26 protein-coding genes and 1 tRNA gene are annotated in these 25,888 nt (G+C 28.1%); 23 read left to right on the top strand and 4 right to left on the bottom strand.

What is annotated here, in order from left to right:
- Positions 1 to 99: 99 nt before the first annotated feature.
- Genes XO12_RS03130 through XO12_RS03120 form a run of 3 tightly spaced genes read right to left on the bottom strand, consistent with a single transcriptional unit; the run spans position 100 to position 3,463 of the window.
- The gene (locus XO12_RS03130) at positions 100 to 594 is read right to left on the bottom strand and encodes a hypothetical protein (protein WP_156166142.1); all 495 of its coding nucleotides are present in this window, start codon (positions 592 to 594) and stop codon (positions 100 to 102) included.
- Positions 584 to 1,432, bottom strand: coding sequence for a cyclic nucleotide-binding domain-containing protein (locus XO12_RS03125; RefSeq protein ID WP_047265741.1), 849 nt, complete (start codon positions 1,430 to 1,432; stop codon positions 584 to 586). The genes XO12_RS03130 and XO12_RS03125 overlap by 11 nt, the downstream gene beginning before the upstream one ends.
- Before the next feature lie 12 nt (positions 1,433 to 1,444).
- Positions 1,445 to 3,463, bottom strand: coding sequence for a transglycosylase domain-containing protein (locus tag XO12_RS03120; RefSeq protein ID WP_047265740.1), 2,019 nt, complete (start codon positions 3,461 to 3,463; stop codon positions 1,445 to 1,447).
- 105 nt (positions 3,464 to 3,568) lie between these two features.
- On the opposite strand from XO12_RS03120, the gene XO12_RS03115 reads away from it, so the two are divergent.
- The 15 genes from XO12_RS03115 (at position 3,569) to miaB (ending at position 16,063) form a co-directional block, all read left to right on the top strand.
- On the top strand, positions 3,569 to 4,123 hold the full coding sequence (locus XO12_RS03115; protein ID WP_052913181.1) for a TIGR03936 family radical SAM-associated protein: 555 nt from the start codon (positions 3,569 to 3,571) through the stop codon (positions 4,121 to 4,123).
- A gap of 1 nt (position 4,124) precedes the next feature.
- Positions 4,125 to 4,493: a response regulator transcription factor gene (locus tag XO12_RS03110; protein WP_047265739.1), complete on the top strand. Its 369-nt coding sequence runs from the start codon at positions 4,125 to 4,127 to the stop codon at positions 4,491 to 4,493.
- Positions 4,486 to 5,886 (top strand): PP2C family protein-serine/threonine phosphatase, encoded by a 1,401-nt coding sequence (locus XO12_RS03105; RefSeq protein ID WP_047265738.1) that lies wholly within the window; start codon positions 4,486 to 4,488, stop codon positions 5,884 to 5,886. The genes XO12_RS03110 and XO12_RS03105 overlap by 8 nt, the downstream gene beginning before the upstream one ends.
- A 35-nt stretch (positions 5,887 to 5,921) precedes the next feature.
- A complete protein-coding gene (locus tag XO12_RS03100) occupies positions 5,922 to 6,674 on the top strand; it encodes a YebC/PmpR family DNA-binding transcriptional regulator (protein WP_047265737.1) in 753 nt (250 codons plus the stop codon).
- Positions 6,675 to 6,717: 43 nt separating this feature from the next.
- A complete protein-coding gene (locus tag XO12_RS03095; RefSeq protein ID WP_156166141.1) occupies positions 6,718 to 7,491 on the top strand; it encodes a hypothetical protein in 774 nt (257 codons plus the stop codon).
- An 11-nt stretch (positions 7,492 to 7,502) separates the two neighbouring features.
- Entirely contained in the window at positions 7,503 to 8,321 is an 819-nt protein-coding gene (locus tag XO12_RS03090) for a protein-glutamate O-methyltransferase CheR (protein ID WP_047265735.1), read from the top strand.
- A 1-nt stretch (position 8,322) separates the two neighbouring features.
- Positions 8,323 to 8,775 carry a signal peptidase II gene (gene lspA / locus XO12_RS03085; RefSeq protein ID WP_047265734.1) on the top strand — a complete coding sequence of 151 codons (453 nt, stop codon included), beginning with the start codon at positions 8,323 to 8,325 and terminating at the stop codon, positions 8,773 to 8,775.
- Positions 8,757 to 9,671: an RluA family pseudouridine synthase gene (locus tag XO12_RS03080; protein ID WP_047265733.1), complete on the top strand. Its 915-nt coding sequence runs from the start codon at positions 8,757 to 8,759 to the stop codon at positions 9,669 to 9,671. The genes lspA and XO12_RS03080 overlap by 19 nt, the downstream gene beginning before the upstream one ends.
- A gap of 89 nt (positions 9,672 to 9,760) precedes the next feature.
- The gene (locus XO12_RS03075) at positions 9,761 to 10,315 is read left to right on the top strand and encodes a DUF177 domain-containing protein (RefSeq protein WP_047265732.1); all 555 of its coding nucleotides are present in this window, start codon (positions 9,761 to 9,763) and stop codon (positions 10,313 to 10,315) included.
- A gap of 22 nt (positions 10,316 to 10,337) precedes the next feature.
- Positions 10,338 to 10,523: a 50S ribosomal protein L32 gene (gene rpmF, locus XO12_RS03070; RefSeq protein ID WP_047265731.1), complete on the top strand. Its 186-nt coding sequence runs from the start codon at positions 10,338 to 10,340 to the stop codon at positions 10,521 to 10,523.
- 2 nt (positions 10,524 to 10,525) lie between these two features.
- Positions 10,526 to 11,515, top strand: coding sequence for a phosphate acyltransferase PlsX (gene plsX, locus XO12_RS03065; RefSeq protein ID WP_047265730.1), 990 nt, complete (start codon positions 10,526 to 10,528; stop codon positions 11,513 to 11,515).
- A gap of 12 nt (positions 11,516 to 11,527) precedes the next feature.
- Entirely contained in the window at positions 11,528 to 13,354 is a 1,827-nt protein-coding gene (gene glmS, locus XO12_RS03060) for a glutamine--fructose-6-phosphate transaminase (isomerizing) (RefSeq protein WP_047265729.1), read from the top strand.
- A 15-nt stretch (positions 13,355 to 13,369) separates the two neighbouring features.
- Positions 13,370 to 13,729 (top strand): ribosome silencing factor, encoded by a 360-nt coding sequence (gene rsfS / locus XO12_RS03055; RefSeq protein ID WP_084822639.1) that lies wholly within the window; start codon positions 13,370 to 13,372, stop codon positions 13,727 to 13,729.
- Positions 13,730 to 13,820: 91 nt separating this feature from the next.
- On the top strand, positions 13,821 to 14,627 hold the full coding sequence (gene rpsB / locus XO12_RS03050) for a 30S ribosomal protein S2 (RefSeq protein ID WP_047265728.1): 807 nt from the start codon (positions 13,821 to 13,823) through the stop codon (positions 14,625 to 14,627).
- Positions 14,628 to 14,713: 86 nt separating this feature from the next.
- On the top strand, positions 14,714 to 16,063 hold the full coding sequence (gene miaB / locus XO12_RS03045; RefSeq protein ID WP_047265727.1) for a tRNA (N6-isopentenyl adenosine(37)-C2)-methylthiotransferase MiaB: 1,350 nt from the start codon (positions 14,714 to 14,716) through the stop codon (positions 16,061 to 16,063).
- Between the two features lie 40 nt (positions 16,064 to 16,103).
- Here the strand turns inward: miaB and XO12_RS03040 are convergent, their stop codons facing one another.
- Entirely contained in the window at positions 16,104 to 16,994 is an 891-nt protein-coding gene (locus tag XO12_RS03040; protein ID WP_052913180.1) for an HD-GYP domain-containing protein, read from the bottom strand.
- Between the two features lie 169 nt (positions 16,995 to 17,163).
- Between XO12_RS03040 and XO12_RS03035 the strand changes: the two genes are divergently transcribed.
- From XO12_RS03035 to XO12_RS03000, 8 genes are all read left to right on the top strand, one after another.
- Positions 17,164 to 17,238 (top strand) — tRNA-Thr (locus tag XO12_RS03035).
- Positions 17,239 to 17,430: 192 nt separating this feature from the next.
- Positions 17,431 to 18,396: a tRNA lysidine(34) synthetase TilS gene (tilS, locus tag XO12_RS03030; RefSeq protein WP_047265726.1), complete on the top strand. Its 966-nt coding sequence runs from the start codon at positions 17,431 to 17,433 to the stop codon at positions 18,394 to 18,396.
- Positions 18,383 to 20,269, top strand: coding sequence for an ATP-dependent zinc metalloprotease FtsH (gene ftsH, locus XO12_RS03025; RefSeq protein ID WP_047265725.1), 1,887 nt, complete (start codon positions 18,383 to 18,385; stop codon positions 20,267 to 20,269). Before tilS ends, ftsH begins: the two co-directional genes overlap by 14 nt.
- Entirely contained in the window at positions 20,244 to 20,666 is a 423-nt protein-coding gene (locus XO12_RS03020; RefSeq protein ID WP_156166140.1) for a thioesterase family protein, read from the top strand. The genes ftsH and XO12_RS03020 overlap by 26 nt, the downstream gene beginning before the upstream one ends.
- Before the next feature lie 26 nt (positions 20,667 to 20,692).
- Positions 20,693 to 21,424, top strand: a complete 732-nt coding sequence (locus XO12_RS03015; protein WP_047265723.1) for a response regulator transcription factor — start codon at positions 20,693 to 20,695, stop codon at positions 21,422 to 21,424.
- 48 nt (positions 21,425 to 21,472) lie between these two features.
- The gene (locus XO12_RS03010; RefSeq protein ID WP_047265722.1) at positions 21,473 to 22,765 is read left to right on the top strand and encodes an ATP-binding protein; all 1,293 of its coding nucleotides are present in this window, start codon (positions 21,473 to 21,475) and stop codon (positions 22,763 to 22,765) included.
- Complete coding sequence (locus XO12_RS03005) at positions 22,740 to 24,059, top strand: pyrimidine-nucleoside phosphorylase (protein ID WP_047265721.1); 1,320 nt, start codon at positions 22,740 to 22,742, stop codon at positions 24,057 to 24,059. The genes XO12_RS03010 and XO12_RS03005 overlap by 26 nt, the downstream gene beginning before the upstream one ends.
- Positions 24,059 to 25,882 (top strand): phosphodiester glycosidase family protein, encoded by a 1,824-nt coding sequence (locus tag XO12_RS03000; protein ID WP_047265720.1) that lies wholly within the window; start codon positions 24,059 to 24,061, stop codon positions 25,880 to 25,882. Before XO12_RS03005 ends, XO12_RS03000 begins: the two co-directional genes overlap by 1 nt.
- Positions 25,883 to 25,888 lie beyond the last annotated feature (6 nt).

The following is a 25,888-nucleotide window of genomic DNA, read 5'->3' as shown; positions in this document are numbered from 1 at the left end:
ATAGTTTAACTCAAAAATGAAAAAAATTTCAATGTCATTTTTTTCAGGTTATTCTCTATTATAGATATTATAGGGCAATAATATTAAAATATGTTCAATTTACTCAGGATTATAATAAAAAAATTCATCATCTTCTTTAATTAGTTTTTTCTCAACTAATTTGTATATCCTGTCTTTATCTATATAATTAAATATAAAATCTTTTGGGAGTCCTTTAATTTTGCTGCTTCTATTATATATTTTTCTTAAATTTAACAATAAAATTTCTTCTTCTTTTTTTTGCATAAATGAAGCAATTTCTAAAAACGTTATTTTTAGATTTAAGAAAAATTTATCGTAATAATCTTTATCTTTTAAAAGTTCAGTAAATAACTGATATGATTCTTTTTTGAAACGCGTTTTTCCTACCTTATAATAATCTATAATATTTATTCCAAATACTAAAGAATCAAGTCCAAAATAGTCTCCATCACAGAATACCTGTCCAAGTTTTTCTTTATCTTCATATTTTAAAATTGAAATAACTATACCATTTTGAATATATGCGATTTCTCGAATATCTTTAGAAAGATTCTGTATTAATTCACATTTCATTTTTATCACCAACATTTTTTTTATCAAACATATTGGAAAAAATTTCATAATTTTCAACTCTAATCAACATTTCCCCCCATGCTGGAATTCCCCAGAACCTTAATATTTCTAAATACTCTTCAAGAATATCCTTTACCTGATTTTTATCATTACAATAAATACAGGATAAATATAAGAAATATTTAACTAAAGCTCTATCCTCGATTTCAATTGATTTTTCAAAACCATAAATTAAATCTTCACAGAGTTGGGGGTTATCGCTATTTTTTCTTATGTAATTTGTTGTGAAAACAATAATTCCAGCTAAATCTAAGTTATCTTTATTAAACATTGATTTAAAATTTTCTGTGGCAGTTTCTGGATCTTCTGGAAGTTCAGATTCGAAAATTTCACCAACATTTAAAATTTGATCCAATTCTGCTAATAATATATCCGTCTCATCAAGTTCCATATCTTCAATTAAGTCTTTTCTATTGGATATTCGTGCTTTTGAAATTAATAATTCATATATATTTGGAGTTATATTGTATAAACTTTTAAAAAATAAATTTATGTACAATTTTGATATGTGTTCTAAAAATAAAGAAAATTCTTTTTCTTCAAGTATTTTTTGTATAGAATTTTTATCAAGTTTTAATACTTCAACCTTTGTATTAGCAATATAACTTTCCAATAAAGGTTTGCCCGTTATAAAACTCATGGTTCCTATAAATTCTCCAGAACTTAATTCATGATTTCTAAGAGAAGTATGTACTTTTCCAGATATTATATAATAGCAAAAATTGTATATTTCGTTTTCTTTTAATAATACTTCGCCGGGATTAAAAAATTCTTTCATAAAAACACCTTCTTAATAGAGTTTTATTTTATTATAAAGATCAGGGAAATAATAGTCTAAAAATAGTTTTTCTTTAAAAAAATAATTATAAATAGATGGTTCCTGTAAATCCATTAAATTTATGTATTTTTTAATAGTTAAAGTATCAAGTTCAAAAAGATTTTTTAAATTTTCTGATAAGTTTTCATATTCCTTTATAAATTCATCTGGAAATAACAATTCAATATTTTGTATGAATTTAATATAATTTTTTTTGCTGATAGATAAATAGTCTTTAGTAGTAAATTCTGATATAAAATTATCAATAATATTTTTAGAAGAGGATATTAAAAAATAATTGAATATTGGAACTTTTTCTAAAGAGTTATACGAGTAGTAATTACTGAGTATTTTTCTGGCTAAAGGAATTGCATGCGTGGTTGACAATAAAAATTTTCCATCTTTTCTTACAGAAATAGTAATTTTCCCATCATATCCTGTAAACCATACGGATGATTCAGCAGTTCCTGTTTTCCCATAAAACTCTTTTTTTACTGAAAATAAAGTTTTAGCAGTTCCTTCTAAAACCACTTTTTTTAATAGTTTATTCATTATATTGTATGAATTGTTGTTAATATTTTGTATTTTTCTATCAATTTTAGGTATTTTTTTATATATTAAATTTCCGTTTTTATCATATATTTCTTCAATTATGTAAAAATCTGGTATTATTCCATAATTTGGAAAAATGGAAAATGCCCTTGCGATATTATATACATTACTTTCCAATGTTCCGAGGGACAGGGTTATATCATCAGGATAAAAACCATTTATACCTATCTTTTTTAGAAAATCTGTTACGACAAATATTGATTTTTGAGTAGTATTTTCTAAATTTCGAAAAAGATTAATTGAAGGTATATTTATTGAATCAATTAAAGCCTTTTCAAGTGTAACTTCACCTCTAAATTTTTTATCAAAATTTTTTGGACTCCAGTTTCCAATTTTCAATGGCTCGTCAGTTAAAGGGTCATTGATATTATATCCTTTATTTAAAGCTAATAGATAATAGAATGGTTTAATCGTTGAACCAATCTGCCTGTTTGAATAAAAAGTGTCATATTGAGAACCAAAAAAGCTTAAAACTTTTCCTGTTTTATTATCAAGTATAATTGCGCTTTGTGAAGACTGCCATGAATTTTTAATTGTTTCAAATAAATCTCTATTTATAGTGGATTTTACAATATAACCACCACCATGCAATTTTATTTTTGATTCTTCACTTTTTATTGCGAGTAATAATTGAAGATTATTTTTGTCAAAAAACACCTTTTTAAATATAATATTGCTTAATTGTTGTGTATAAATTTTGTATTCATCGTCGGATAATAATTTGTTATTTTTTAATGAGTTTAATATGATTAATCCCTGTTCTTTAGCTCTGGATGGATATTTATATGGATTATAATATTCTGGAGCATTTATAATACCAACTAAAATTGATATTTCAGCTAAATTTAAATCTTTTAAGTCTTTTCCAAAATATCTTTTTGCAGCAGCTCCGAATCCATTTATATCATTACCAAGATAAGCTATATTTATATATGCCTCTAAAATGTCATTTTTTGTATAATAATGTTCAACCCAGAATGATAAAAAAATTTCTAAGATTTTTCTTGAAATTCGTTTTTTCTGAGATAAATAAACATTTTTTACAACCTGCTGTGTAATTGTGCTTCCACCATAAGTTGTACCACTTTTTATATTTGTTATTATAGATCTAAGTGTTCCCTTTAAGTTGAATCCAGGATGTCCAAAAAAATCCCTATCTTCTGACCATAACAAAATAAAAAGTAGATTTATTGGGGTTTCTGATAATTTTGTATATATAAATTTTGGAGGTAATATCTCATTTCCATTTGAAAATACATATGTATTATAATTATTATTAATAGAAAAAATAGATTTATTTGCAAAAATATTAAAAGTATAGATAAATAGTACGATTGCTATGATTAAAACAGTAAAAATACCGGATAAAAAATATTTCAATGCAAATTCCCCCATTTAAAATGATTTTAATAAAAATAGTATATAATAATTTTTGCTTAATAATATTAACTCAAAAATATTATATCATATAATTGGAGTGAGTATATGAAATACCTTTTAAGGTTTAAAAAATTCGGGAAATCAGCATATATTTCTCATAACGATACGTTAGAAGAGATAGAAAGAATGTTTAGACGTGCGAAAATGGATTTAGAATATACAAAAGGATACCATTCTAAGCCCAAATTAAGCATATCTCAAGCTGTGCCATTGGGATATATTAATAAAACATTATTTGTTGTATTAAACACAAAAAAAACATATAACTTTTTAAACTTTAACAATTATGTATCCGAAGGGTTTAAATTAATAGAGTATAAAGAAGTAAAGGATAATTATAAATTGAAAATAGAATATTATTTGTTTAAAATATATATTTCCGAAAATTTATTTAAAAAATTCAATTTTGTATTACTGAATGATGAAAATATTAGAAATAAGTTTATGAACCTTGATATTGATAGAAATAAAAAAGGAATTTATGTGTTAAAATATAAACAGAAGTATAATAAGATATACAACATATGGAAAGTTTTTAGTGAAGTTAAAGAAGGTTTTATATTTTATCCAATAGTTTATGATGCTGTTTGGGGGGATTAAATTGGGAAAGAAAATCTTAATTGTAGATGATTCTGATGTATTGAGGAAAATATTATCTTTTAATTTTAAAAAAGAAGGATTTGAGGTTCATGAAGCCAGAGATGGAGAAGAAGGGCTACAAAAAATAAAAGAATTGATACCTGATGCAGTGTGTCTCGATATTATGATGCCAAAAATGGATGGGTTTACAGTATTAAAAAAATTGAAGGAAGAAGGAATAAAATTACCAATATTGGTTTTAACAGCTAAAGGTGGAGAAGAAGATGAAAAACTTGCGCTGACTTTAGGTGCTTTTAAAGTGGCTACGAAACCTTTTAGTCCTAAAAATATTGTTGATATTATAAAACAGGTGGTGGCTGGAAATGGATAAAGCCACACAGTATGGATTGGAAATTTATCATGAGTTAAATGACAGAGTAAATTATTATTCTGATGAACCTAAAACCCTGGAAGAGATTAGCAAGCGGGTGAAGTTTTTAATTGAGCAATTGTTTGAAGAAAGTGAAAATTATAGAATACAGCTTGAGGAATTTTCTTTACAATTAGAGGCTCAGGTTGAAGAATTATCAAAATTATATGAAGAGTTAACAGCAGTATTAGATATAGGAAAAATACTTCATGAAACGCTTGATCCTAAAAAATCAATGGAAAAAATATTGGATAGAATAAAAGACATAATTTCTTTTGACGACATTATAGTTGGAGAATTTTCTGATTATCCTCCAGGAAAAGATTTTAGTATTTTGCATGCCGACTTTAATTTGCTCGATTTTGAAAAAACCGTAGAGCTTATTGATTATCTGAATGCGGAGAAAAAAATTAAGCCTATGATATTCGAAAAACATCCAATAACCCACAAAGAGATACCGATAATGTTTATACCAATAGAATCGAGGATAAAAGTATGGGGTTTTTTTCTTTTTTATGGCTCTGAAAATGGTATATTTACCGCTGGAAATAGAAAAATTATGGAATCTATTGCAGAGCAAATAGCATTTAGTTATGATACTTTAGATTTTCTAAATAAAAAAATAGAACAAGAAAAATTAGGAGAACAACTGAGAATAGCATCTGAGATACAAAAGTCGCTATTGCCAAAAAAAATCCCTGAATTTCAAGAAATTGATATTGAAGCGTTTTATAGACCTGCTTATGATATAGGTGGAGACTATTATGATGTAGTAGATTTAGGAGAAAAAGTATTTATTGTATTGGCAGATGTTTCAGGAAAAAGTGTTCCTGCAGCGTTGATTATGACATCATTTAGGTCTATTTTAAGGCATGAATTGGAAAAAGAAAAGGATTTAGCAACTATAGTCTCTAATTTAAATAATTATATATCCAGAGAGATTCCTCAAGATAGATTTGTAACAGCAGTTTTTATGATGCTGGATTATAAAAATAAAAAGATAGAAATGATAAATTGTGGTCATAACCCCACACTAATACTGAAAGATGAAAAATTATTGACTTTTGATGCAGAATATATGCCAATAGGTATTATGGGAGGATTTGTCTTTGAAAGTCAAAATTTAACATATAATAAAAAAGTATATGTAGCATTATATACAGATGGAATAACAGAGGCAAGAAATGAAAGAAGCGAAGAATTTGAACTTGAAAGATTAATTGATATATTTGAAAAAAATAAAGATAAAAATTCAAAAGAAATTATTGATATAATAATAAAGGAATTAGATAAATTTGTAGGAAAAGCGTCTCAACATGATGATACAACATTGATGATAATAAAATCAAAATGATTTTAAAAAATGATTTTTAAAGGAGGTATTTTATTATGTCAGGTCATAACAAGTGGGCAAATATAAAACATAGGAAAGCAGCTCAAGATGCCAAAAGGTCAAAAATATTTACAAAGTTAATCAGAGAATTAACGGTTGCTGCTAAAGAAGGTGGTGCAGATCCAGAATCAAATCCAAGATTAAGAACAGCTATAGAAAAGGCAAAGGAAGCTAATATGCCAAAAGATAAAATTGAAGCTGCTATAAAAAAAGGTGCAGGAGGTACAGATGCTGATTCATATGTTGAAATAATGTATGAAGGTTATGGACCAGCAGGTGTTGCTATTATAATGAGAGCATTAACAGATAATAAAAATAGAGCAGCTCAGGAGGTAAGACATATTCTTTCGAAACATGGTGGGAGTTTAGCTGAAAGTGGTGCTGTTGCCTGGAATTTTGAAAGAAAAGCTATGATTGTAGTTCCTAAAGAAGAAGTGGCAGATCTGGATGAATTTATGATGGCAGCATTGGATGCTGGTGCAGAAGACGTTATAGAAGATGAAAATATTCAGGTTATAGCTTCTCCAGATGATATGGTTCAGGTTAGAGATGCTTTAAAAGATATGGGATATTCTGTGAAATCGAATTTGACATATATTCCAAAAACAACAGTTAAAGTTGCAGGATCAGATGCGGAAAAATTATTAAAATTACTCGATGCATTGGAAGACAGTGATGATATTCAAGAAGTATTTGCGAATTTTGAAATTGATGATGCAGAAATGGAAAGATTAGCACAAAATATTTAATTAATAGGGGCTATATATGCCCCTTGTTTTTAAAGGTGAGTTGATGAAAAAAAACTTATTAATATTATGGATATTTTTAAGTACTATTATTTTTTCAAATAATATATATATATCTTATATGAATAATGGAGATATAAAAATAGATTATAATTTTGATTTTGAGGCAACGAATTTATATGTTGCAAATATTTCGTTTTTTGTAAATTTAACTCCATTGAGTACTAATTCTATAAATGTTTCTAGTTTAGAAGAAATATTAAATTATTTAAGATTTTATCAACCGGGATTTAGTATAAATTATAAATATAAAAATAATTTTTTTTATGATCCATATTATTTCACATGGTCAAATGATTCGTTTATAATATCTTTTGAAAAAGCATATTTTGATTTTCCTGTATCTTATGTAGTTTCAAATGGTATGGCTGGAATAACTTTAAAAAAGGAATCGAATAAATATTTTTACTGGATAAATATATATGATTTTTCCCAAACAGCGATGGGTTATTATTATGGGGATAAGATAAAAATAGGTTTTTTTGTTGATACGTTAAATAAAGAATATGATTATGGCACATTCCTGTCTATATTTAATAGTATAATAACAATATCAAAGAAAAAAGTGTATTTTGTAATATTAGATAAAAATATAAATATTTATTTTGAATTTAAAAGTAATAAAAATATAGTTAGAAGTAATATTTTTAGAAAAAGAGAAAATTATTTTGAATTTAATATACCAATAATAAGGGATAATATATATGTTATAATAAATTCGAACAAAACAATAGGGATAAAATTTAATCTAAAATTTTAGGAGGAATTTTAATGAACGAGAAAAGTTTGTACTCATCACCATATGATGATAAGGAGTATGTGTGGTTATTGGACAATATTGCAAGTCACTTTCAGCTTGATTTGAGAGGTTATAAGCAACATAGAGTAAGAAGAAGAATAGATATGTTAATGAGAAAATATACATATAATAGTTATAAAAAGTATTTTGAAGATTTGAAAAACAATCCAAAATTATGGGATGAATTTCTTGATAAATTAACGATTAACGTTACAGAATTTTTTAGAAATCCAGAAAAATGGAATTATCTGAAAAAAAATATTCTTCCAAAGATATTGAAAGAAAGAGGAACAAAAACTAAAATATGGAGTGCAGGTTGTTCAACGGGTGAAGAACCATATACACATGCAATAATACTTGAAGAATTAAAAGCTCCTAAAAATATAAAAGTTTTAGCTACAGATCTTGATAAATTTGTTATTCAAAAGGCAAAAAGAGGTATATATTCAGATAGATCCATGGTAAATATCCCTGAAGATATAAGAAAAAAGTATTTTAAAAAACTGGATAATAATACATACGAAGTTTTACCTTTAATAAAAAATAGAGTAATATTTAAACAGCATAATCTTTTAATGGATAATTTTGAGAAAGATATGGATATTATTTCCTGCAGGAATGTGGTTATTTATTTTGATATGGATGCAAAAAATAAATTATATAAAAATTTTGCTAATTCTTTAAGAAAAGGTGGAGTATTATTTGTTGGTTCCACAGAAAGAATATTTAATTATAAATCCTTAGGTTTGGAAGTAATAGAGCCATTTTTCTATCAAAAAGTGAGTGATTGATTTGGACTGGTTAATTCCAATTATATTGATAATAGACCAGATTTCTAAAAGATTAGCACAGGATTTTTTAAAAGGAAAGACAATTCATATTATAGGAGATTTTTTAACTTTATCTTATGTAACCAATACGGGTATAGCTTTTGGAATATTTCGGGGTTATGCTTTTTTACATGGAATATTAGCAACTTTTGTCGTGACTTTCATTTATATTTATAGAAAAAAACATCTGGAGAAAAATAAATCTATGCTATTTGATATTTCAATTACTTTTATCATAGGAGGAGCATTGGGAAATATTTATGATAGAGTTAGAATTGGATATGTTGTAGATATGTTTAGTGTTAAATATTTTTCTGTTTTTAATGTTGCAGATTCTTTTGTAACAATCGGAGGAATTTTATTAGCTATATATTATTGGCGAAGGAGTAAGAATTCGTGGAAGAAAACTTTTTAGTAACGAATAGAGAAAATGGCTGGAGATTGGATAAATTTGTAGTTGAAAAGGTTCCAGACTGGATATCGAGAAATTATGTTCAAAAAGCGATAAAACAAGGGCAAATAATAGTAAATGGTGAATTAAAAAAGCCTGCTTATAAAATAAAATCTGGAGAGATTGTATCAATTGAAGTGCCGGATAAACCTCCTATAATAGAAGTAATACCAGAAAAAATACCGCTAAATGTAATATATGAAGATAAAGATATTATAGTTATTAATAAACCTCCAGATATGATAGTTCATCCTGTTTTTAATAAAGTAAGCGGAACATTGGTAAATGCATTACTATATCATTGTAAAGATTTGAAGGGAATTGGTGGAGAAGTTCGCCCAGGAATCGTACATAGATTGGATAAAAATACATCTGGAGTAATAATTGTAGCCAAGAATGACCTGGCTCAGCAATCTTTAAGTTCTCAATTTAAAGATAGAAAAACCAAAAAAACATACATAGCTTTGGTAAAAGGGATTCTAAAACAAAAATATGGAGAAATAAATGCCCCAATTGCAAGACATCCACAAATTCGTATAAAAATGGCTGTTGTTCCAGGAGGAAAAGAATCTATTACAATATATAAGGTAATAAAGGAATTCAAAGATGCATCGCTTGCCTGGATAAATTTGAAAACCGGAAGGACACATCAAATTAGGGTACATTTTAAACATATTGGACATCCATTGCTTGGTGATGAAGTATATGGAAGTGTAGATTTAAAATATGGCATAAATAGACAAATGCTTCATGCATTGAAACTGGGAATATTTCATCCAAGAACAGATAAATGGATGGAATTTATAGCGCCTATTCCACATGATTTTAAAGAAGCATTAAAGAAGTTATCGGATGAATGAAATCTTTTTTGAAAAAATAACAGAAAATTAACATACTCTTGTTATATATTAAAAGATATTGTCGTAAAATAAAGCGCGAGGTGTTTTTTATGTTGAATGATAATTTAAGAGATCAAAAATTAATATATGATCTTGATAAAATAGAAGAAAAAGAAAATTTTATTTTTGAATTAAATTGGAAAAAAATTGATACACCCGAAGGAATAGTTGATATAACTTCACCAATAAATGTGAATTTTAATATTGAAAAGAATTCAGAAGGTTTCTTATTAAAAGGTAGCGCAATGACAAAAGTCAAATTACAATGTTCCAGATGTTTAAAAGAATTTGAGCAACAAATTAAAGGTGAAATAGAAGCTTTTTATATTTCTAAATCTATGGAGAGTTTATATATAAAAAGTGAAAGGCTGGAAACGCTGGATAATATCATTTTTTTCTCTGAAGAAAAAATAGATATAACAGATAGAATTATCGAGTCAATATTAATGGAGATTCCAGAAAAACCATTATGTAAGGTTGATTGTAAAGGATTATGTTCTGTTTGTGGAGTAGACTTAAATGAAAATCCAGATCATAAACATGACGAAGAATATATAGATCCAAGATTTGAAAAATTATTGGACTTATTTAAAGAAGAAAAATAATAACTTTTAGGAGGGATTATAAATGGCTGTACCAAAGCAAAAAACTTCAAGAGCAAGAACACATAGAAGAAGAGCAGCAAACTTATACAGAGCAATTAAAGTAAATGTTTCAAAATGTCCAAATTGTGGTGAACCAAAACTCCCCCATAGAGTATGTTTAAACTGTGGATATTATAATGGAAAACAGATATTGGAAATAGGAGAATAAGAATGCCAGAAAAGGCCAGGATAGGCTTAGATTTATTTGGTGGAGATAACGCGCCCATGTCTAATTTAGAGGGCGCGATTTTTGCTTTAAAAAATAATTTAATAGATGAAGTGCATTTAATTGGGGGAGAAGAAAATCTTAGAAATAAGATTCCAGAAAATTTGCATAATAAAATAAAATTTATAAAAGCTGAAAATTCAGTCGATAATCATACAAAACCCACAGAGGTATTAAAATTAAAAAACAGTTCTATTTATATAGGAAATGAAATGATGAAAAAAGGGCAATTGGATGCTTTTGTAAGTGCAGGAAATACCGGTGCATTGCTTGCAGCGGGGACGTTTGTCACAGGTCGTATTGAAGGAATTGATAGACCTGCTCTGGTTATACCATTGCCTGGTAAAAATGGTCCGAGAGTTCTTGTGGATGGCGGAGCTAATGCAGAGCTTAAACCGGCACATTACATATCTCTTGCAAAAGAGGGAATAGCTTTTGCTAAATTTTTGGGTAAGAAAAATCCTAAAGTTCATATATTGAATATAGGTACTGAAGAAACCAAGGGGACAAAAATAGTAAAAGATGCTGCAGAGTTTTTGAAAAAAGATGATAAGATAAATTATGTAGGATTTATTGAAGGAAGAAATATATTTGATGAAAATGTGGATGTTATAGTAACGGATGGGTTTACAGGCAATAATATATTAAAAACAATTGAAGGAACTGCTTATTATATCCTATCGGAATTGAAAAGAGAGGTTTCAAATGGAGGAATATTCACCAAAATAGGAGCAATGTTAATGAAAAGTTCTTTAAAAGGATTAAAAAAAAGCCTTGATTATAGACAATATGGGGGAACATTTTTTTTGGGAATAAACGGTATTTTAGTTAAAGCTCATGGCTCTTCAGATTCTGAGGCTATTGCTAATGCGCTTTCTGTAGCAAATAAAGCTGTTAAAGATAAAATAATAGATAAGATTAAAGATATATTATAGGAGGTAAAAACAATGTGTGGAATTGTGGGATTGGTTGGGAAAAAGGATGTTAAGGTAAAGGATATTATTTCTGGATTGCAAAAATTAGAATATAGGGGGTATGATTCAGCGGGGATTGCTTTCTCAAAAAATGAACATATAGAATTAATAAAAGCAACAGGAAAAATTTCGAATTTAAAGGATGAACTCAATGATAGAATAAATGCGAATATTCACATTGGTATAGCTCATACACGTTGGGCGACACATGGTGGAGTTACAGATTTGAATGCACACCCTCATACCGATTGTACTGGAAAAATAGCATTGGTTCATAACGGGATAATTGAAAATTTTCAGGAATTAAGAAAAGAATTAATAGAAAAAGGGCATAGGTTTAAATCCGAAACAGATACAGAAGTGATTGCTCATCTAATAGAGGAGTATTATAATGGAGACTTGTTTAAATCGGTATTATCAGCTATAAAAAGATTAGATGGTGCTTATGCGATAGGAGTAATTCATACAGATGAGAAAAAAATTGTATCTGTAAGAAAGGGAAGTCCTCTCGTTGTAGCATATAATGAAGATTATGCATTATTAGCCTCTGATATAACTCCATTGATAAAATATACTAAAGATGTATATTTTATGAATGATAATGAAATAGCTTTATTGGAAGCTGGAAAAATTGAATTTTATAATATAGATGGCGAAAAAATAGAAAAGAGTCCAACACATATAGATTGGGATGAGCAGGCAGCAGAAAAAAGTGGATACGAGCATTTTATGCTAAAAGAAATGAATGAGCAGCCAGAAGCATTAAAATCAGCGATAACTGGAAGAATAAAGAATGGAAAACCTATAATCTCAGAGATAAATAATCTTAAGGAATTTATAAAAAAAGATTTACAGAAAATATTTATAGTTGCATGTGGTACAAGTTATCATGCGGGGATGGCATTTAAATATTTTATGAATAAATATTCCAGAATAAGTGTAGATATAGAAGTAGCTTCTGAATTCAGATATATGAATCCTCATGTAGATCAAAACACGTTGGTATTGGCAATATCTCAGTCAGGTGAAACAATAGATACATTGGAAGGTATAAGAATAGCTAAAGAAAAAGGAGCAAAAGTAATAACAATAAGTAATGTTTTTGGATCGACAATACCAAGAGAATCTCATGGTGCTATATATATGAATACAGGTCCTGAAATTGGAGTAGCAGCTACTAAAACATACACAGCACAAATAGCTATATTGTACGCTTTGGGAGCTAAAATAATAGAATTAACTGAGGGATTGAATAATGAAATAGAATCAATATTAAAAGGCATAGAAGAGATGCCAGAAATATATAAAAAGGTATTAAAATTAAATGAGAAAATAAAGGAATTAGCCAGAGAATATTCGAATTATCAGCATATGATGTATATTGGTAGAGGATTTGGATATCCTACAGCTTTAGAGGGAGCTTTGAAATTGAAAGAAATAAGCTATATACATGCTGCTGGCTATCAGGCAGGAGAATTAAAGCATGGTCCTATAGCATTGTTAGATGAACAGTTCCCAGTATTTGCAATAATTCCAAAGGATTCACTTTATGAAAAGATGAAATCAAATTTAATGGAATCAAAAGCAAGGAATGCCAATATAATAGCTATTAGTACAGAAGGAAACGATGAGATTAAGCATTTAACAGATGAATATATATTGGTCCCAAAAACACATGAAGCATTATATCCTCTGGTTATGGCTCCTGTTATCCAATTATTTGCTTATAATGTTGCGGTATTAAGAAAGTTAGATCCTGATAAACCCAGAAATTTGGCGAAAAGTGTTACAGTAGAGTAATGGAGGTGAAAATTAGTGGATATAAAATCAGAGGAGGAAATATTTGAAATTACTAAAGAAATAGTTAAAATATTAGATGAAAAAGATGGAATAAATATAAAAGTTTTAAATATGAAAAATTCTCCTTTGCTTGTTGATTATTTTGTTATAGTGACAGGAAATTCTGAAACACATTTAAACGCGTTAAGAGATGCTGTAGTAGAGAAATTTAAAGAGAGAAAACATGAATTATTGTATTATGATAAAGATAAAGGTTATGAATGGCTTATAGTTGATGGTGGAAGCATAATTGTTCATATTTTTACGGAAAACGCAAGAGAGTTTTATGATTTAGAAAATTTATGGAGCGAAGTAGAAAGAATAAAAATCAATTGACCTCACACACCGTTATGTAGTTTCCTCGGTGCCCGTTAGGGTCGGAAACGTAATGCGGTGGAGGTAAAAACCAAAATATGGAGGTGTTGGCATGTCGGTTATTAGTATGAAACAATTGTTAGAAGCAGGAGTACATTTTGGACACAGAACAAGAAGATGGAATCCAAAGATGAAACCGTATATTTTTACAGAAAGAAAGGGTATTTACATTATTGATTTACAAAAATCATTAAAAGCTGTAGAAGAAGCATATGAATTTGTCAGAGAACAATCAGCAGAAGGGAAAGTAATTTTATTTGTTGGAACAAAAAAACAGGCTCAACAAATTATTGCTGAAGAAGCAAAAAGAGCTGGAGCTTATTATGTAAATAACAGATGGTTGGGTGGATTATTAACAAATTTCCCAACAATAAAAAAGAGAATTAAAAAGTTAGAGGAATTAGATGAATTTGTAAACTCAGAAGAATTTGAAAATCTACCTAAAAAAGAGCAGAGTAAAATCAAGAAAGTATATGAAAAACTTGATAAAAACCTTGGTGGTTTAAGAGGAATGAAAAAAATTCCTGATTTATTATTCTTAATTGATCCAAGAAAAGAACAAATAGCTGTTGCAGAAGCAAATATGTTAGGGCTTCCCGTTATAGCTTTGGTGGATACAAACTGTGATCCTGATCCAATCGATATTGTAATACCGGGTAACGATGATGCAATTAGAGCTATAAAATTAATAACATCTAAAATCGCAGATGCTTATATAGAAGGTAGAGAAGGTCTAATGGGAAATGACGAAACACCAGAAATAGAAGAGGAAGAAGTAATAGATGCAGTTGAAGAAGTAACAAAAGCTAAAGTAGAAGCTGAAGAAAAATATGGTGAAGTAGTTGAAGAAGAAGAATAATAATTCATTATTAATAAATCCCGGAGTAATCCGGGATTTATTAATAGTTTAAAAAATAAAACATAAGTTTATTTGGAGGTGTAAAAGTGAAATTTTACATAAAAACATTCGGATGTCAGATGAATGTGAATGAATCAGAAATTATGACAGGTATTTTAGAAAAAGAAGGCTTCGAATGGACAGAAAATCCACAAGAAGCAGATTTTATAATATTAAATAGTTGTGCTGTTAGAGAAAAGGCCGAACATAAGCTTTATGGAGCTATTGGTCACTATGAAAAATTAAAGAGAAAAAATAAAAATATTATTATTGGTGTAGGTGGATGTGTTGCAGAAAAAGAGAGGTCAGAAATTTTAAAAAGATTCCATGGTGTGGATTTTGTTTTTGGAACAAGAAATTATATGGAAATAAAGGAATTATATTTAAATGCAAAAAATGGAAAAAGATTTGCAGATTTTAGTGATAAATTTGAAGAGATAACAGCAGATTTGCCAAAACATCCATATAGTAAGCATCATGGTTGGATAAATATTATATATGGGTGCAATAAATACTGTACATACTGTATAGTTCCATATACAAGGCATCTTGAAAAGAGCAGACCTATAGAAGATATTATAAAAGAAGTAGAATATTATAATGATAAAAATTATAGAGAAATTACATTTTTAGGACAAAATGTTGATTCTTATGGTAAAGATTTTGGAGACGGAAAACCGAAGTTAGATATATTAATTAAAGAGGCTTCAAAATTTGATTCGATAAAAAGAATATGGTTTCTAACGTCATACCCTACAGATATAACAGATAGATTAATAAATGAGGTAGCAAATAATGAAAAAGCAGCTAAAAATTTTCATTTACCCGTTCAAGCTGGTAGTGATAATATTCTAAAAAAGATGAATAGAAGATATACAAAAGAATTTTATCTGGAATTAATAAAAGATATAAAAAGTAGAGTTCCAAATGTAACAATATCAGGAGATATTATTGTAGGATTTCCCGGTGAAACAGAATCCGATTTTATGGAAACAGTGGATTTGATAAAAAAAGTTAGATATGAAAGATTGAATATTGCAGAATATTCACCGCGTGAAGGTACAATATCAGCAAAATATTACAAAGATGATATACCTAAAAGAATTAAAAATAAGAGATTTCAATACCTTATGAATATACAGAAACAAATAAATCATGAAGAAAATGAGAAATATTTAAATAAAACAGTAATGGTGATTCAGGAAAATAAAATAAAATCAGGAGCATACCTGGGAAGGACAATAAATAATAAAGTGGTGATATTTAAAAGTGATGAAAATATGATTGGAAAATTTGTTAAAATAAAAATTAATAAAATATCAGCAGGCCCATTATATGGAGAAATTATAGCAACTGAAAAAGACAGTGATTTTAACACTATAAAATACTACATATAATATATAAAAGACCGCTATGCGGTCTTTTATATATAGTCGATTATATAAATTTTTCTTTTGATAAAAAGTCCTTTAAGAAGTTAGCAAAATCCTTTCCAAGAATGGGATCAAATTTTTTTCCTAAATTAAAAATTATATAATCAATAGCTTCATCTGGTGATAATATACCAAAATGTTCGGAAGTAGCGGTATGTGTAGCCCAATCAAACCAGTCAATAACGCCTATAAATCTTGCAAAATATGGAATTTCTTCTCCTTTTAAATGATCAGGATAACCTGTTCCATCCCAGTGTTCGTGATGTGATCTAACAACATCCATGGCATACCATAATTCTCTTCTATTTGCCAGAAATACAGAACCAGCAACAGTATGCTCGAGATCCCATTCTTCAAGATCAAACACACGTGTTTTTGAAAAAAGCATTAATTGTTCTATTCCTATTCTTCCAACATCATGAAGCATGGCTAAATCATAAATAAGATTGATATCTTCTTTTGTTTTACCCAAATATTCAGCAAATTTTTTAGAATAAAATGCAACTCTTTGAGTATGACTCATACTACTTTTCTTATCTTCAACTTCAAATAGAACTATTAAATTTTTAATAAATTCACCGATTTCTCTCCTTTTTTCTTCTAATAGATACAAAAGATTAAACGGTTCTTCTTTAAAAATCTTTGATAGTAATTTTAATAATAAAATTTGAAAATTTTCAATTGAAAAATCGAATATTGAAATGATTTTACCATTTTCAATTAAACTTAATTGTTCATTATCCAATAAAATATAAGGTTTTTCAATTTTTTCTTTTTTATTTGATATTATAATTTCTGCATTGTCTTTATTTTCCATATAATCAAAAGAAAAAATGTTTAATAAACCTTTTGATAAATTTGTAGAATCAAAAATCTTATATTTTTCAAATGGCATAAAAAATTCCTCCTCTATAAAAATCTTTTTGATTTGCTATTTTGCTTTAAAATTCATAATATATATTTCTTTATTTTGAGTATAGTATATTAAATTATATCATAATATTTTAAAAAAAACCCCTTGACAATTTTAAAATTAAAATATATAATATTCTCTGGTATTAATTGCCGGTGTAGCTCAACGGTAGAGCGGCTCATTCGTAATGAGTAGGTTGGGGGTTCGAGTCCCTTCACCGGCTCCAGAAATATTAGAAAAAATGAAAAATATTAGTGCACATTTGAGCTCTTTAGAGCTCTGTTTTTTTATATTATTATATAAGAGTATTTTTGAGGATTAACAATCAAGGTTTGAGCGACTTTACTTTTTGGACATCGTATTATAAATTAAAAAAAATATGTTATAATTACTTAGAAGAGAATAGGAGATGTAAAAAATGAAAATAGAATATGAAGTGTTAAAGTTTATAAAGAAATATAATATGTATGAAAGTGGAGATAGAGTTTTACTCGGTGTATCTGGCGGTAGGGATTCAATGGTGATGATGGACATATTATTTAAATTAAAGGATAATTTAAATATTTCTCTCGGAGTTGCCCACTTTAATCATTCTTTGAGAAAAAATGCTGATGACGAAGAATTATTTGTAAAAAGAGAATGTAGAAAAAGAAGTCTGCCATTTTATTCTAAAAAAATGGATGTAGGAAACTATGCGAAAGATAATAAAATTGGAATTGAAGAGGCAGCAAGGAAATTGAGATATGAATTTTTCAATGAAATATTAGAGTCAAAAATGTATAACAAAATAGCTATTGCTCATTATTCAAAGGATTTGTCAGAAACTATAGTGTATAGATTGATTAAAGGTACAGGTATTTTTGGTATAGGAGGTGTATTGCCAGTATACAAAAATGTTACAAGACCGATATTAAGTTTAAATTTTGAAAATCTGGAAAAATATGTTACAATTAACAATGTTAAATATATTATAGATGAATCGAATTTTGATACAAAATATTCAAGAAATAAGATTCGACATAACATACTACCGGAATTTCAAAAAATAAATGAAAAATATGAAGATGCAATTTTCAGATTTGCTGAAATAACCTGGGAGTACCGAGATTATCTAGATAAGGTTTATACAGAGCGGGTTGCTGTTGAAAAGAACATTGATAATAAGAATATTTATAAAATGAGTTTAAAAAAAGATTTTTTTGACAAAGAAATTTTAAGAATGGTATTTTTAGAATTAGGAGTTTTTCCACCATCAAAAGAAGAAGTAAATAAAATTTTATCTATGAAATCTAGAGGCAAAAGGAAAATTAACAATTTAACTATAGAAAAAATAAGAAATATGCTTTATATATCAAAGGAGGTAGTCGCTCTTGGCGGAAAATAAAAATAATGATTCTAATAACAAAAAGAGACTAATAGGAATTATTGCCGTATATTTTGTGATAGGCTCTATTATATTTTTTATAATTAGAGGAATGACAGTAGATACAACAAGTTTGACTATTAGTTATACGCAGTTTATCGATTTAATAGAAAGAGGTAGAGTATCAAAAGTTTTAGTAAAAGATACAGGTAATATAAACATAAAAACTATTGATGGACAAACATATGAATTGTTTGCACCTGTTGTATTAAGGGATTCAGACCTTGTTAATAAGTTAATAGAAAAAAATATAGAAGTAGATTTCAAACAGGATGTTACGTCTGGATGGCTATATGGAATTTTAAGTTATGTGATTCCATTTATTATATTGATTTTTTTATGGATGATAATGTTGAGGCCGTTAACCGGTCGAGGACCGCAAGGAATGAATTTCACAAAAAGTCCCGCAAGAAAATATGATCCAGAAAAAGAAAGAATTACATTTAGTGATGTAGCAGGTGTAGATGAAGTAAAAGATGAATTACAGGATATAGTAAAGTTTTTAAAAAATCCACAGGTTTTTAATAAAATGGGTGCAAGAATGCCAAAAGGAATATTATTGGTTGGTCCTCCGGGAACAGGTAAAACCTTAATTGCAAGAGCAGTTGCTGGTGAAGCAAAGGTTCCGTTTTTCTATATTAGTGGTTCTGATTTTGTAGAATTATTTGTAGGTGTTGGTGCTGCAAGGGTAAGGGATTTATTTGCACAGGCTAAAGCAAATGCACCTGCCATCATATTTATAGATGAAATTGATGCAGTTGGAAGGCAAAGAGGTGCAGGTTTAGGTGGAGGACATGACGAAAGAGAACAAACCTTAAACCAGCTGCTTGTTGAAATGGATGGTTTTGATCCTCGTGTTGGAATAATTATAATGGCAGCAACAAATAGACCGGATATTTTAGATAAAGCATTGCTCAGGCCTGGTAGATTTGACAAGAAAGTTATTCTGGATATGCCTGATGTGAAAGGTCGAGAACAAATCTTAAAAATACATATGCGTGGGAAACCTATATCTCCAAATATTGATATTGAAGTATTAGCAAGAAGGACTCCAGGTTTTTCAGGGGCAGACCTTGAAAATTTAATAAATGAAGCAGCTTTGCTCACTGCAAGAAAAGGAAAAACTATTATAGATATGAATGAGTTAGAAGAAGCTATAGACAGAGTAATTGCTGGACCAGCAAGAAAAAGCAGGGTTATTTCTGATAAAACAAGAAAAATTATTGCTTATCATGAATTGGGACATGCTATTGTAGGAGCTTTATTACCAAATGCAGACCCAGTACATAAAGTTACAATAGTTCCAAGAGGACATCAAGCTTTGGGATTTACACTTCAATTGCCACTGGAAGATAAATATCTTATGACAAAAGATGAAATTCTTGATAGAATAACTGGAATTTTAGGCGGAAGAGCAGCTGAAGAGTTGGTATTTAATCAAATAACAAGTGGAGCGGCAAATGATTTACAAAAAGCTACAGAATATGCAAAAATTATGATACTAAAATTTGGTATGAGTGAAAGATTAGGACCAGTTGCATGGGGTGCAGAAGAGGAAGAAGTATTTCTTGGTAAAGAATTAGCTAAAATGAAAAATTATAGTGAAGAAACCGCAAATGAAATTGATAATGAAATAAAGAGAATTATAATTGAATCATATGAAAAAGCCAAAGGAATATTAGAAGAAAATATTGATAAATTACATTCAATAGCAAAAGTACTACTTGAAAAAGAAACTTTAAGTGGTGACGAACTAAATGAATTATTAGGAAAAAATGAAGATACCTCAATTAAGGAGGCGGATAATGATGGAGGTGAGCTGGGGGAAAGTTAAAGAACTTGAAGGAAAAGAATTCAACTATTCTTTTAATGTTAATGATGAAGGCTTTTTATGGTCGGAAAAAGAAGATTATAAAAATTTTAATTTATTATCTACTACAGCGTTACTTGAGGAATTGTTTAGAGCATCAACTGAATTATTAGAACCATACATACCAAATCATGTGGCTGTAGTATCTTCGGCAAGGATAAATCATATAGCACCAACTCCGTATGGATTTAAAGTTTTTATGAAAATAAAAGTAATTTATGTAAAAGAAAATAAGATCAAATTTTTCGCCGAGGTATACGATGAAATGGAAAAGATTGCCGAAGCAGAATTTAAAAAGGTTATAGTAAATAGAATAGCTCTAAAGAGAAGAACAAATGAGAAATCATCAAAAATAATTTAATGTATATTTTGAAAGGAGGAACAAAAATGGGTAAAAAAGTTATTATGATCATTGAAGATGATCCAGCTATTTCCGAAATGCTTAATTTTAACCTAACAAAAGAAGGTTATGATGTAGTATTGGCTTCTGATGCAGATGAGGCGGTTAAAATGATTGAAGAAAAAGAGGTGGATTTCTTTATTGTTGATATTATGTTACCAGGTTCTATGGATGGATTTGATTTCATTAGAACTGTTAAGAGCAATGAAAAATTCAAAAGTGCTCCAGTATTAATTTTAAGTGCTAAAGATGATCCAGCTGATAAAGTTGCAGGTTTAGAATTAGGAAGTGATGATTATGTAACTAAACCGTTTAATGTAAGAGAATTAATTGCCAGAATAAAGTCCATATTTAGAAGACAGCAGCAGGCAATGCAAATTAAAGAAGAAGGACCAAAAAAGATTATAGCAAAGGATCTGGAGATAGATACTGAGAGATATGAAGTTTTAATCAGAGGTAATCCAGTAGAATTAACTCCTTTGGAATTTGAATTATTAACTTTCCTTGCAAAAAATGAAGGTAAAGTATTTAGCAGAGATGTATTACTCGATAAATTATGGGGATATGATTACTTTGGAGATACAAGAACAGTAGATGTACATATTAGAAGATTAAGAACCAAAATCGAAGAGGATCCATCAAATCCAAAGTACATTATAACAGTTAGAGGAAAAGGTTATAAATTTAGAGATCCTGGAAAAGAAAAACTAGATTACTAAAAATAAAAGCGACAGATAATCTGTCGCTTTTTTGAAATAGGTGATAGAATGTTTTATATATTAATTTTATTGTTATTTAGTATAATTATATATATTTTTTTCTCAAATTATATTGTGATAAAAAAAGAAAATGAAAAACTTAAATCTTCTGTATCTAAAGTTCTGTCAATAAGTGCTAATGATCCTGCAATAGAATATTTAATACATTCATTAGAAGAAAAAATAAATAGTTTAAATAAAAAAGTGATGTTTGAAAAAATGAAAAGAAAAAATATTTATTCTGTTTTAAACAATATTTCAGAAGCAATTATGCTTGTGTTTTATTCGGAGATATCAGATACCCTTATACTGGATTATGCCAATAAAAGTGCTCAAAATTTGTTTGTTACAGAAGATTTTTTAGGAAAAACATTATCTGAAATTTTGGAAGATCATAATTTAATTGATATAATATTAAAAAGTTATAGGCAGGATAAAAATATAAGTGATGAGATTATAGTTTATAGCCCTAAAAAATCTTTTTTTCATTGTGAAATAAAGAAGATTTTTTTAGAATCTGAAAACAATCAGAATTACAGAATTGTTGTTTTAAGAGACATAACAAAAGAAAAAGAAATAGAGTTAATGAGAAGGGAATTTTTAACCATAATGTCACATGAATTAAAGACACCTTTAACAGTAATTCATGGGTATTCTGAAACATTATTAATGAGCGATGAAAAATTGTCTTCTCAAGCATTAAGATTTTTAAATATAATAGAAGATGAGTCTTCAAGGTTGACAAGACTTATAAATGATTTGCTGGATATTAGCCGACTGGAAAGAAAAGATTATGAATATCAGTTTAAAGAAGTAAATCTCTCAAATTTATTAAAAAAGATGAATATGATTTTCAACTCTCTAACGAAAGAAATGGATATTAATATATTATTGGAAGTAGAAGACGATTTAACAATCATAGGTGATGAAGATAGATTGATGCAGGCAATATATAATGTTTTAGATAATGCAATAAAATTCACACATATAAAAGATTCAGAAAAAAAAGAAGTATATATAAGGTTATATCGTGAAAATGATGAAGTGATATTGGAAATAGAAGATACAGGTATCGGTATCCCAGAAAGAGAGAGAAATAAAATATTTAATTTATTTTATAGGGTTGATAAATCACGAACAAGACAGGTTCCAGGAACGGGATTGGGTTTGTATATTGTGAAACAAATTTTGGAAAAACATAGAGCTTATATAGAAGTTGATAGTGAAGAAAACCAAGGAACACTTGTAAAAATAATTTTTAAAGGAGGAAATGAAAATGAGGCCAGTAGATATAATTCATAAAAAAAGAAATGGTGAAGTTAATACAAAAGAAGAAATAGAATTTATGATAAATGGATATGTGAATGGTCAAATACCAGATTATCAGATTTCAGCATGGTTAATGGCAATATATTTTAAAGGAATGACAAAAGAAGAGAGATATTATCTTACAATGGTTATGAGGGATAGTGGAGATGTAATAGATTTATCTGGAATAAAAGGAATAAAAATAGATAAACATTCTACAGGAGGAGTTGGAGATAAAACGACACTTTCAGTAGGTCCGTTGGTTGCATCTGCAGGATTAAAGGTATCAAAATTATCTGGAAGAGGTTTGGGGCATACTGGTGGAACAATTGATAAATTAGAATCAATTCCAGGATTTAAAACAGCAATCTCAAAAGACGAATTTTTCAAAATTGCAAATGAAGTTGGAATGGTTGTAGCAGGTCAAACTGGTAATATTGCTCCGGCTGATAAAAAAATATATGCATTAAGAGATGTAACAGCAACAGTAGATGAAATATCTTTGATTTCAGCAAGCATTATGAGTAAAAAATTAGCTGTTGGTTCAGATGGAATAGTATTGGATGTAAAAACTGGAAGCGGTGCTTTTATGAAAAATGTAGAAGATGCCATAGAATTGGCAAAATCTATGGTTGAAATAGCAGAACTAAATAATAGAAAAATAGTAGCATTGGTAACCAATATGGATCAACCATTAGGGGATAATATTGGTAATTCTTTGGAAGTGCTCGAAGCTATTGAAACATTAAAAGGAAAAGGTCCTGAAGATTTTACAGAATTATGTATTGAATTAGGTGCAAATATGCTAGATTTATCAGGATTATATTCATATGAAGAAGCCAGAAAGATATTAAAGGAAAATATAGATAATGGTAAAGCATTAGAGATTATGAAAAAATGGATAAAAGCTCAAGGTGGAGATGATAGGGTTGTTGATGAACCAGAGAATATACTGCCAATATCAGATAAAGTAATAGAATTTAAAGCAGAAAAAGACGGGTTTATTTCACATATAGATACAGAAAAAGTTGGAATTGCGTCCATGGTATTGGGTGCAGGAAGAAAGAAAAAAGAAGATGAAATAGATTTTTCTGTTGGTATAAAAATATTAAAAAAATTAGGTTCTAAAGTGAAAAAAGGCGATATTATTGCTAAATTATATGTTTCTGATAAAAGTAATGTTGAAGAAGCAATGCAATTATTAAAAGAATCATATGAAATATCAAAAAATCCTCCAGATGAAGTAAAAATGAAACTCATTTATGAAAAAATAATAGGAGGTAAATAATGTATAAGAAAATTTTTCTTATATTAATTATAGTATTTTCTATTACTATATTTTCTAATATATATTATATTGACATTACCAGAGATTCGACAGAATTTGAAAATATAATATTATCAGATAAAATATTTATAAATACAAAAGCAATTGTTGATTTTTTTAAATTGCAGCAATTTCCGTCTAAAAATATTATATATTTATCAAATCCTAAGAATAACGATATATTAGAATTGGATTTAATAAAAGGAAGTGCGAGGATTAATTTTAATATTAATAGGTCATATTCATCTTCAGTAATTTTGAAAGATGAAAAGTTATACGTCTGGATAGATGCCGTTAAAGATTTTTTAAATTTAAAATCATTTGGATGGGAAAATAATATTTTTCTGTATAAAAGCCTCCCAAGAGTAATAAAAATAGAATATTCATTTGATAAAATAATATTTACGTTAAGTCATTTAATCAATGAAAAAATGATAAAAAGTGAAAAAGATGGGTTCATCGTTTTTCCAGCGGTGAATGAATATCCTGTTCCTAATGATATAGACTTTAAAATTATTTCAGATAGTATTGTAAAATATATAATCAAAGATTTTGAAAGTTATAATATTTTAATTTCAAAAAGAAACATTATCCTCAATCTGGATAAAACAAAAATACAGAAGAAATCTGAAAAAAACAATAATTCTGAAACTACAACTACAGATTCTGGAAAAGAAATAAAAAACGAAATCAGTAATCCATCAACGTCTCTGGAGTCGAATCTGGAAAAAAAGTTGAATGAAATAAAGAAACAGAATAAAAATATAAAAAATGATAATGTTGAAAATGAAAAAATAAAACTTGATACAGAATTATTAAAAGTTGAAAATAAAATGATAGATATAAATGGAAGAATTATACCAGTTCATATTGCAAGAATTAATCCAAAGGAACTTGAAATAAAGGTTTTATTCAATAATTTGGGATCACCTGAAGATGCAGAAACATTTCTAAATAATGTAAACCCACTATTAGCAATAAATGGTGGTTATTTTGATGTTTCAACATTGGAACCAATAGGAAAAATAATTACAGATGGAAAGATTCAGCATATTTCTTCTTATTTAAGACCGTGTTTTATAATTGATAGATATAACAATCCTTATATAAAAGATGTAGTTATGGAATATAAAATATATGTAAAGGACGTACCTTTCTGGATAAAAGCAATAAATACAGCATGGAAAGGTGATGTGAAGCTATACACAAGTGAATATAAAGGAAGAATTAAAGAAAGTGAAGATGATTACATATTCTTATTAATAGAAAATAGTTATATAGTTAAGGTTGGAAAAGAAAAACCTATAAATGATCAACGATTATTACTAATTGATAGGAAATATTCCAAATATATACCAGATTTATCTGAAGGTGATGAAGTTGTTTTCAATATTGACATTAATCAGAAAATATCTATAAAAGAAATGGTAGAAGGAGGCCCTTTAATAGTAACAGATGATTTAATGCAAGAAGCGTTAAAAGAAGAGAAACTGGCCTACTCATCAAGTATTATTAACCGAAAAACACCCAGAACAATAGTTGCAATTGATAATAATAATATGGTATTATTTATAGTAGTAGATGGATATATGGAATCAAATCCTGGAATTAATTATGATGAAGCGCAGTTGTTACTGGAAAAAATAGGGAATATTAAACAGGCAATGATGTTAGATGGAGGAAGTTCTTCGATATTTTATTATAATGGAAAAATTTTAAATTACAGATCAGAAAATTGGAGAAATAAAATTCCTGCCTTTTTGGGGGTATTTAAGAAAAAATAGATATTC

It is taken from the genome of Marinitoga sp. 1154 (genome assembly GCF_013363285.1).
Classification (GTDB): Bacteria; Thermotogota; Thermotogae; order Petrotogales; family Petrotogaceae; genus Marinitoga.
The sequence above is the reverse complement of the archived record's forward strand: the minus strand, read 5'-3'. Positions and strand labels throughout refer to the sequence as shown.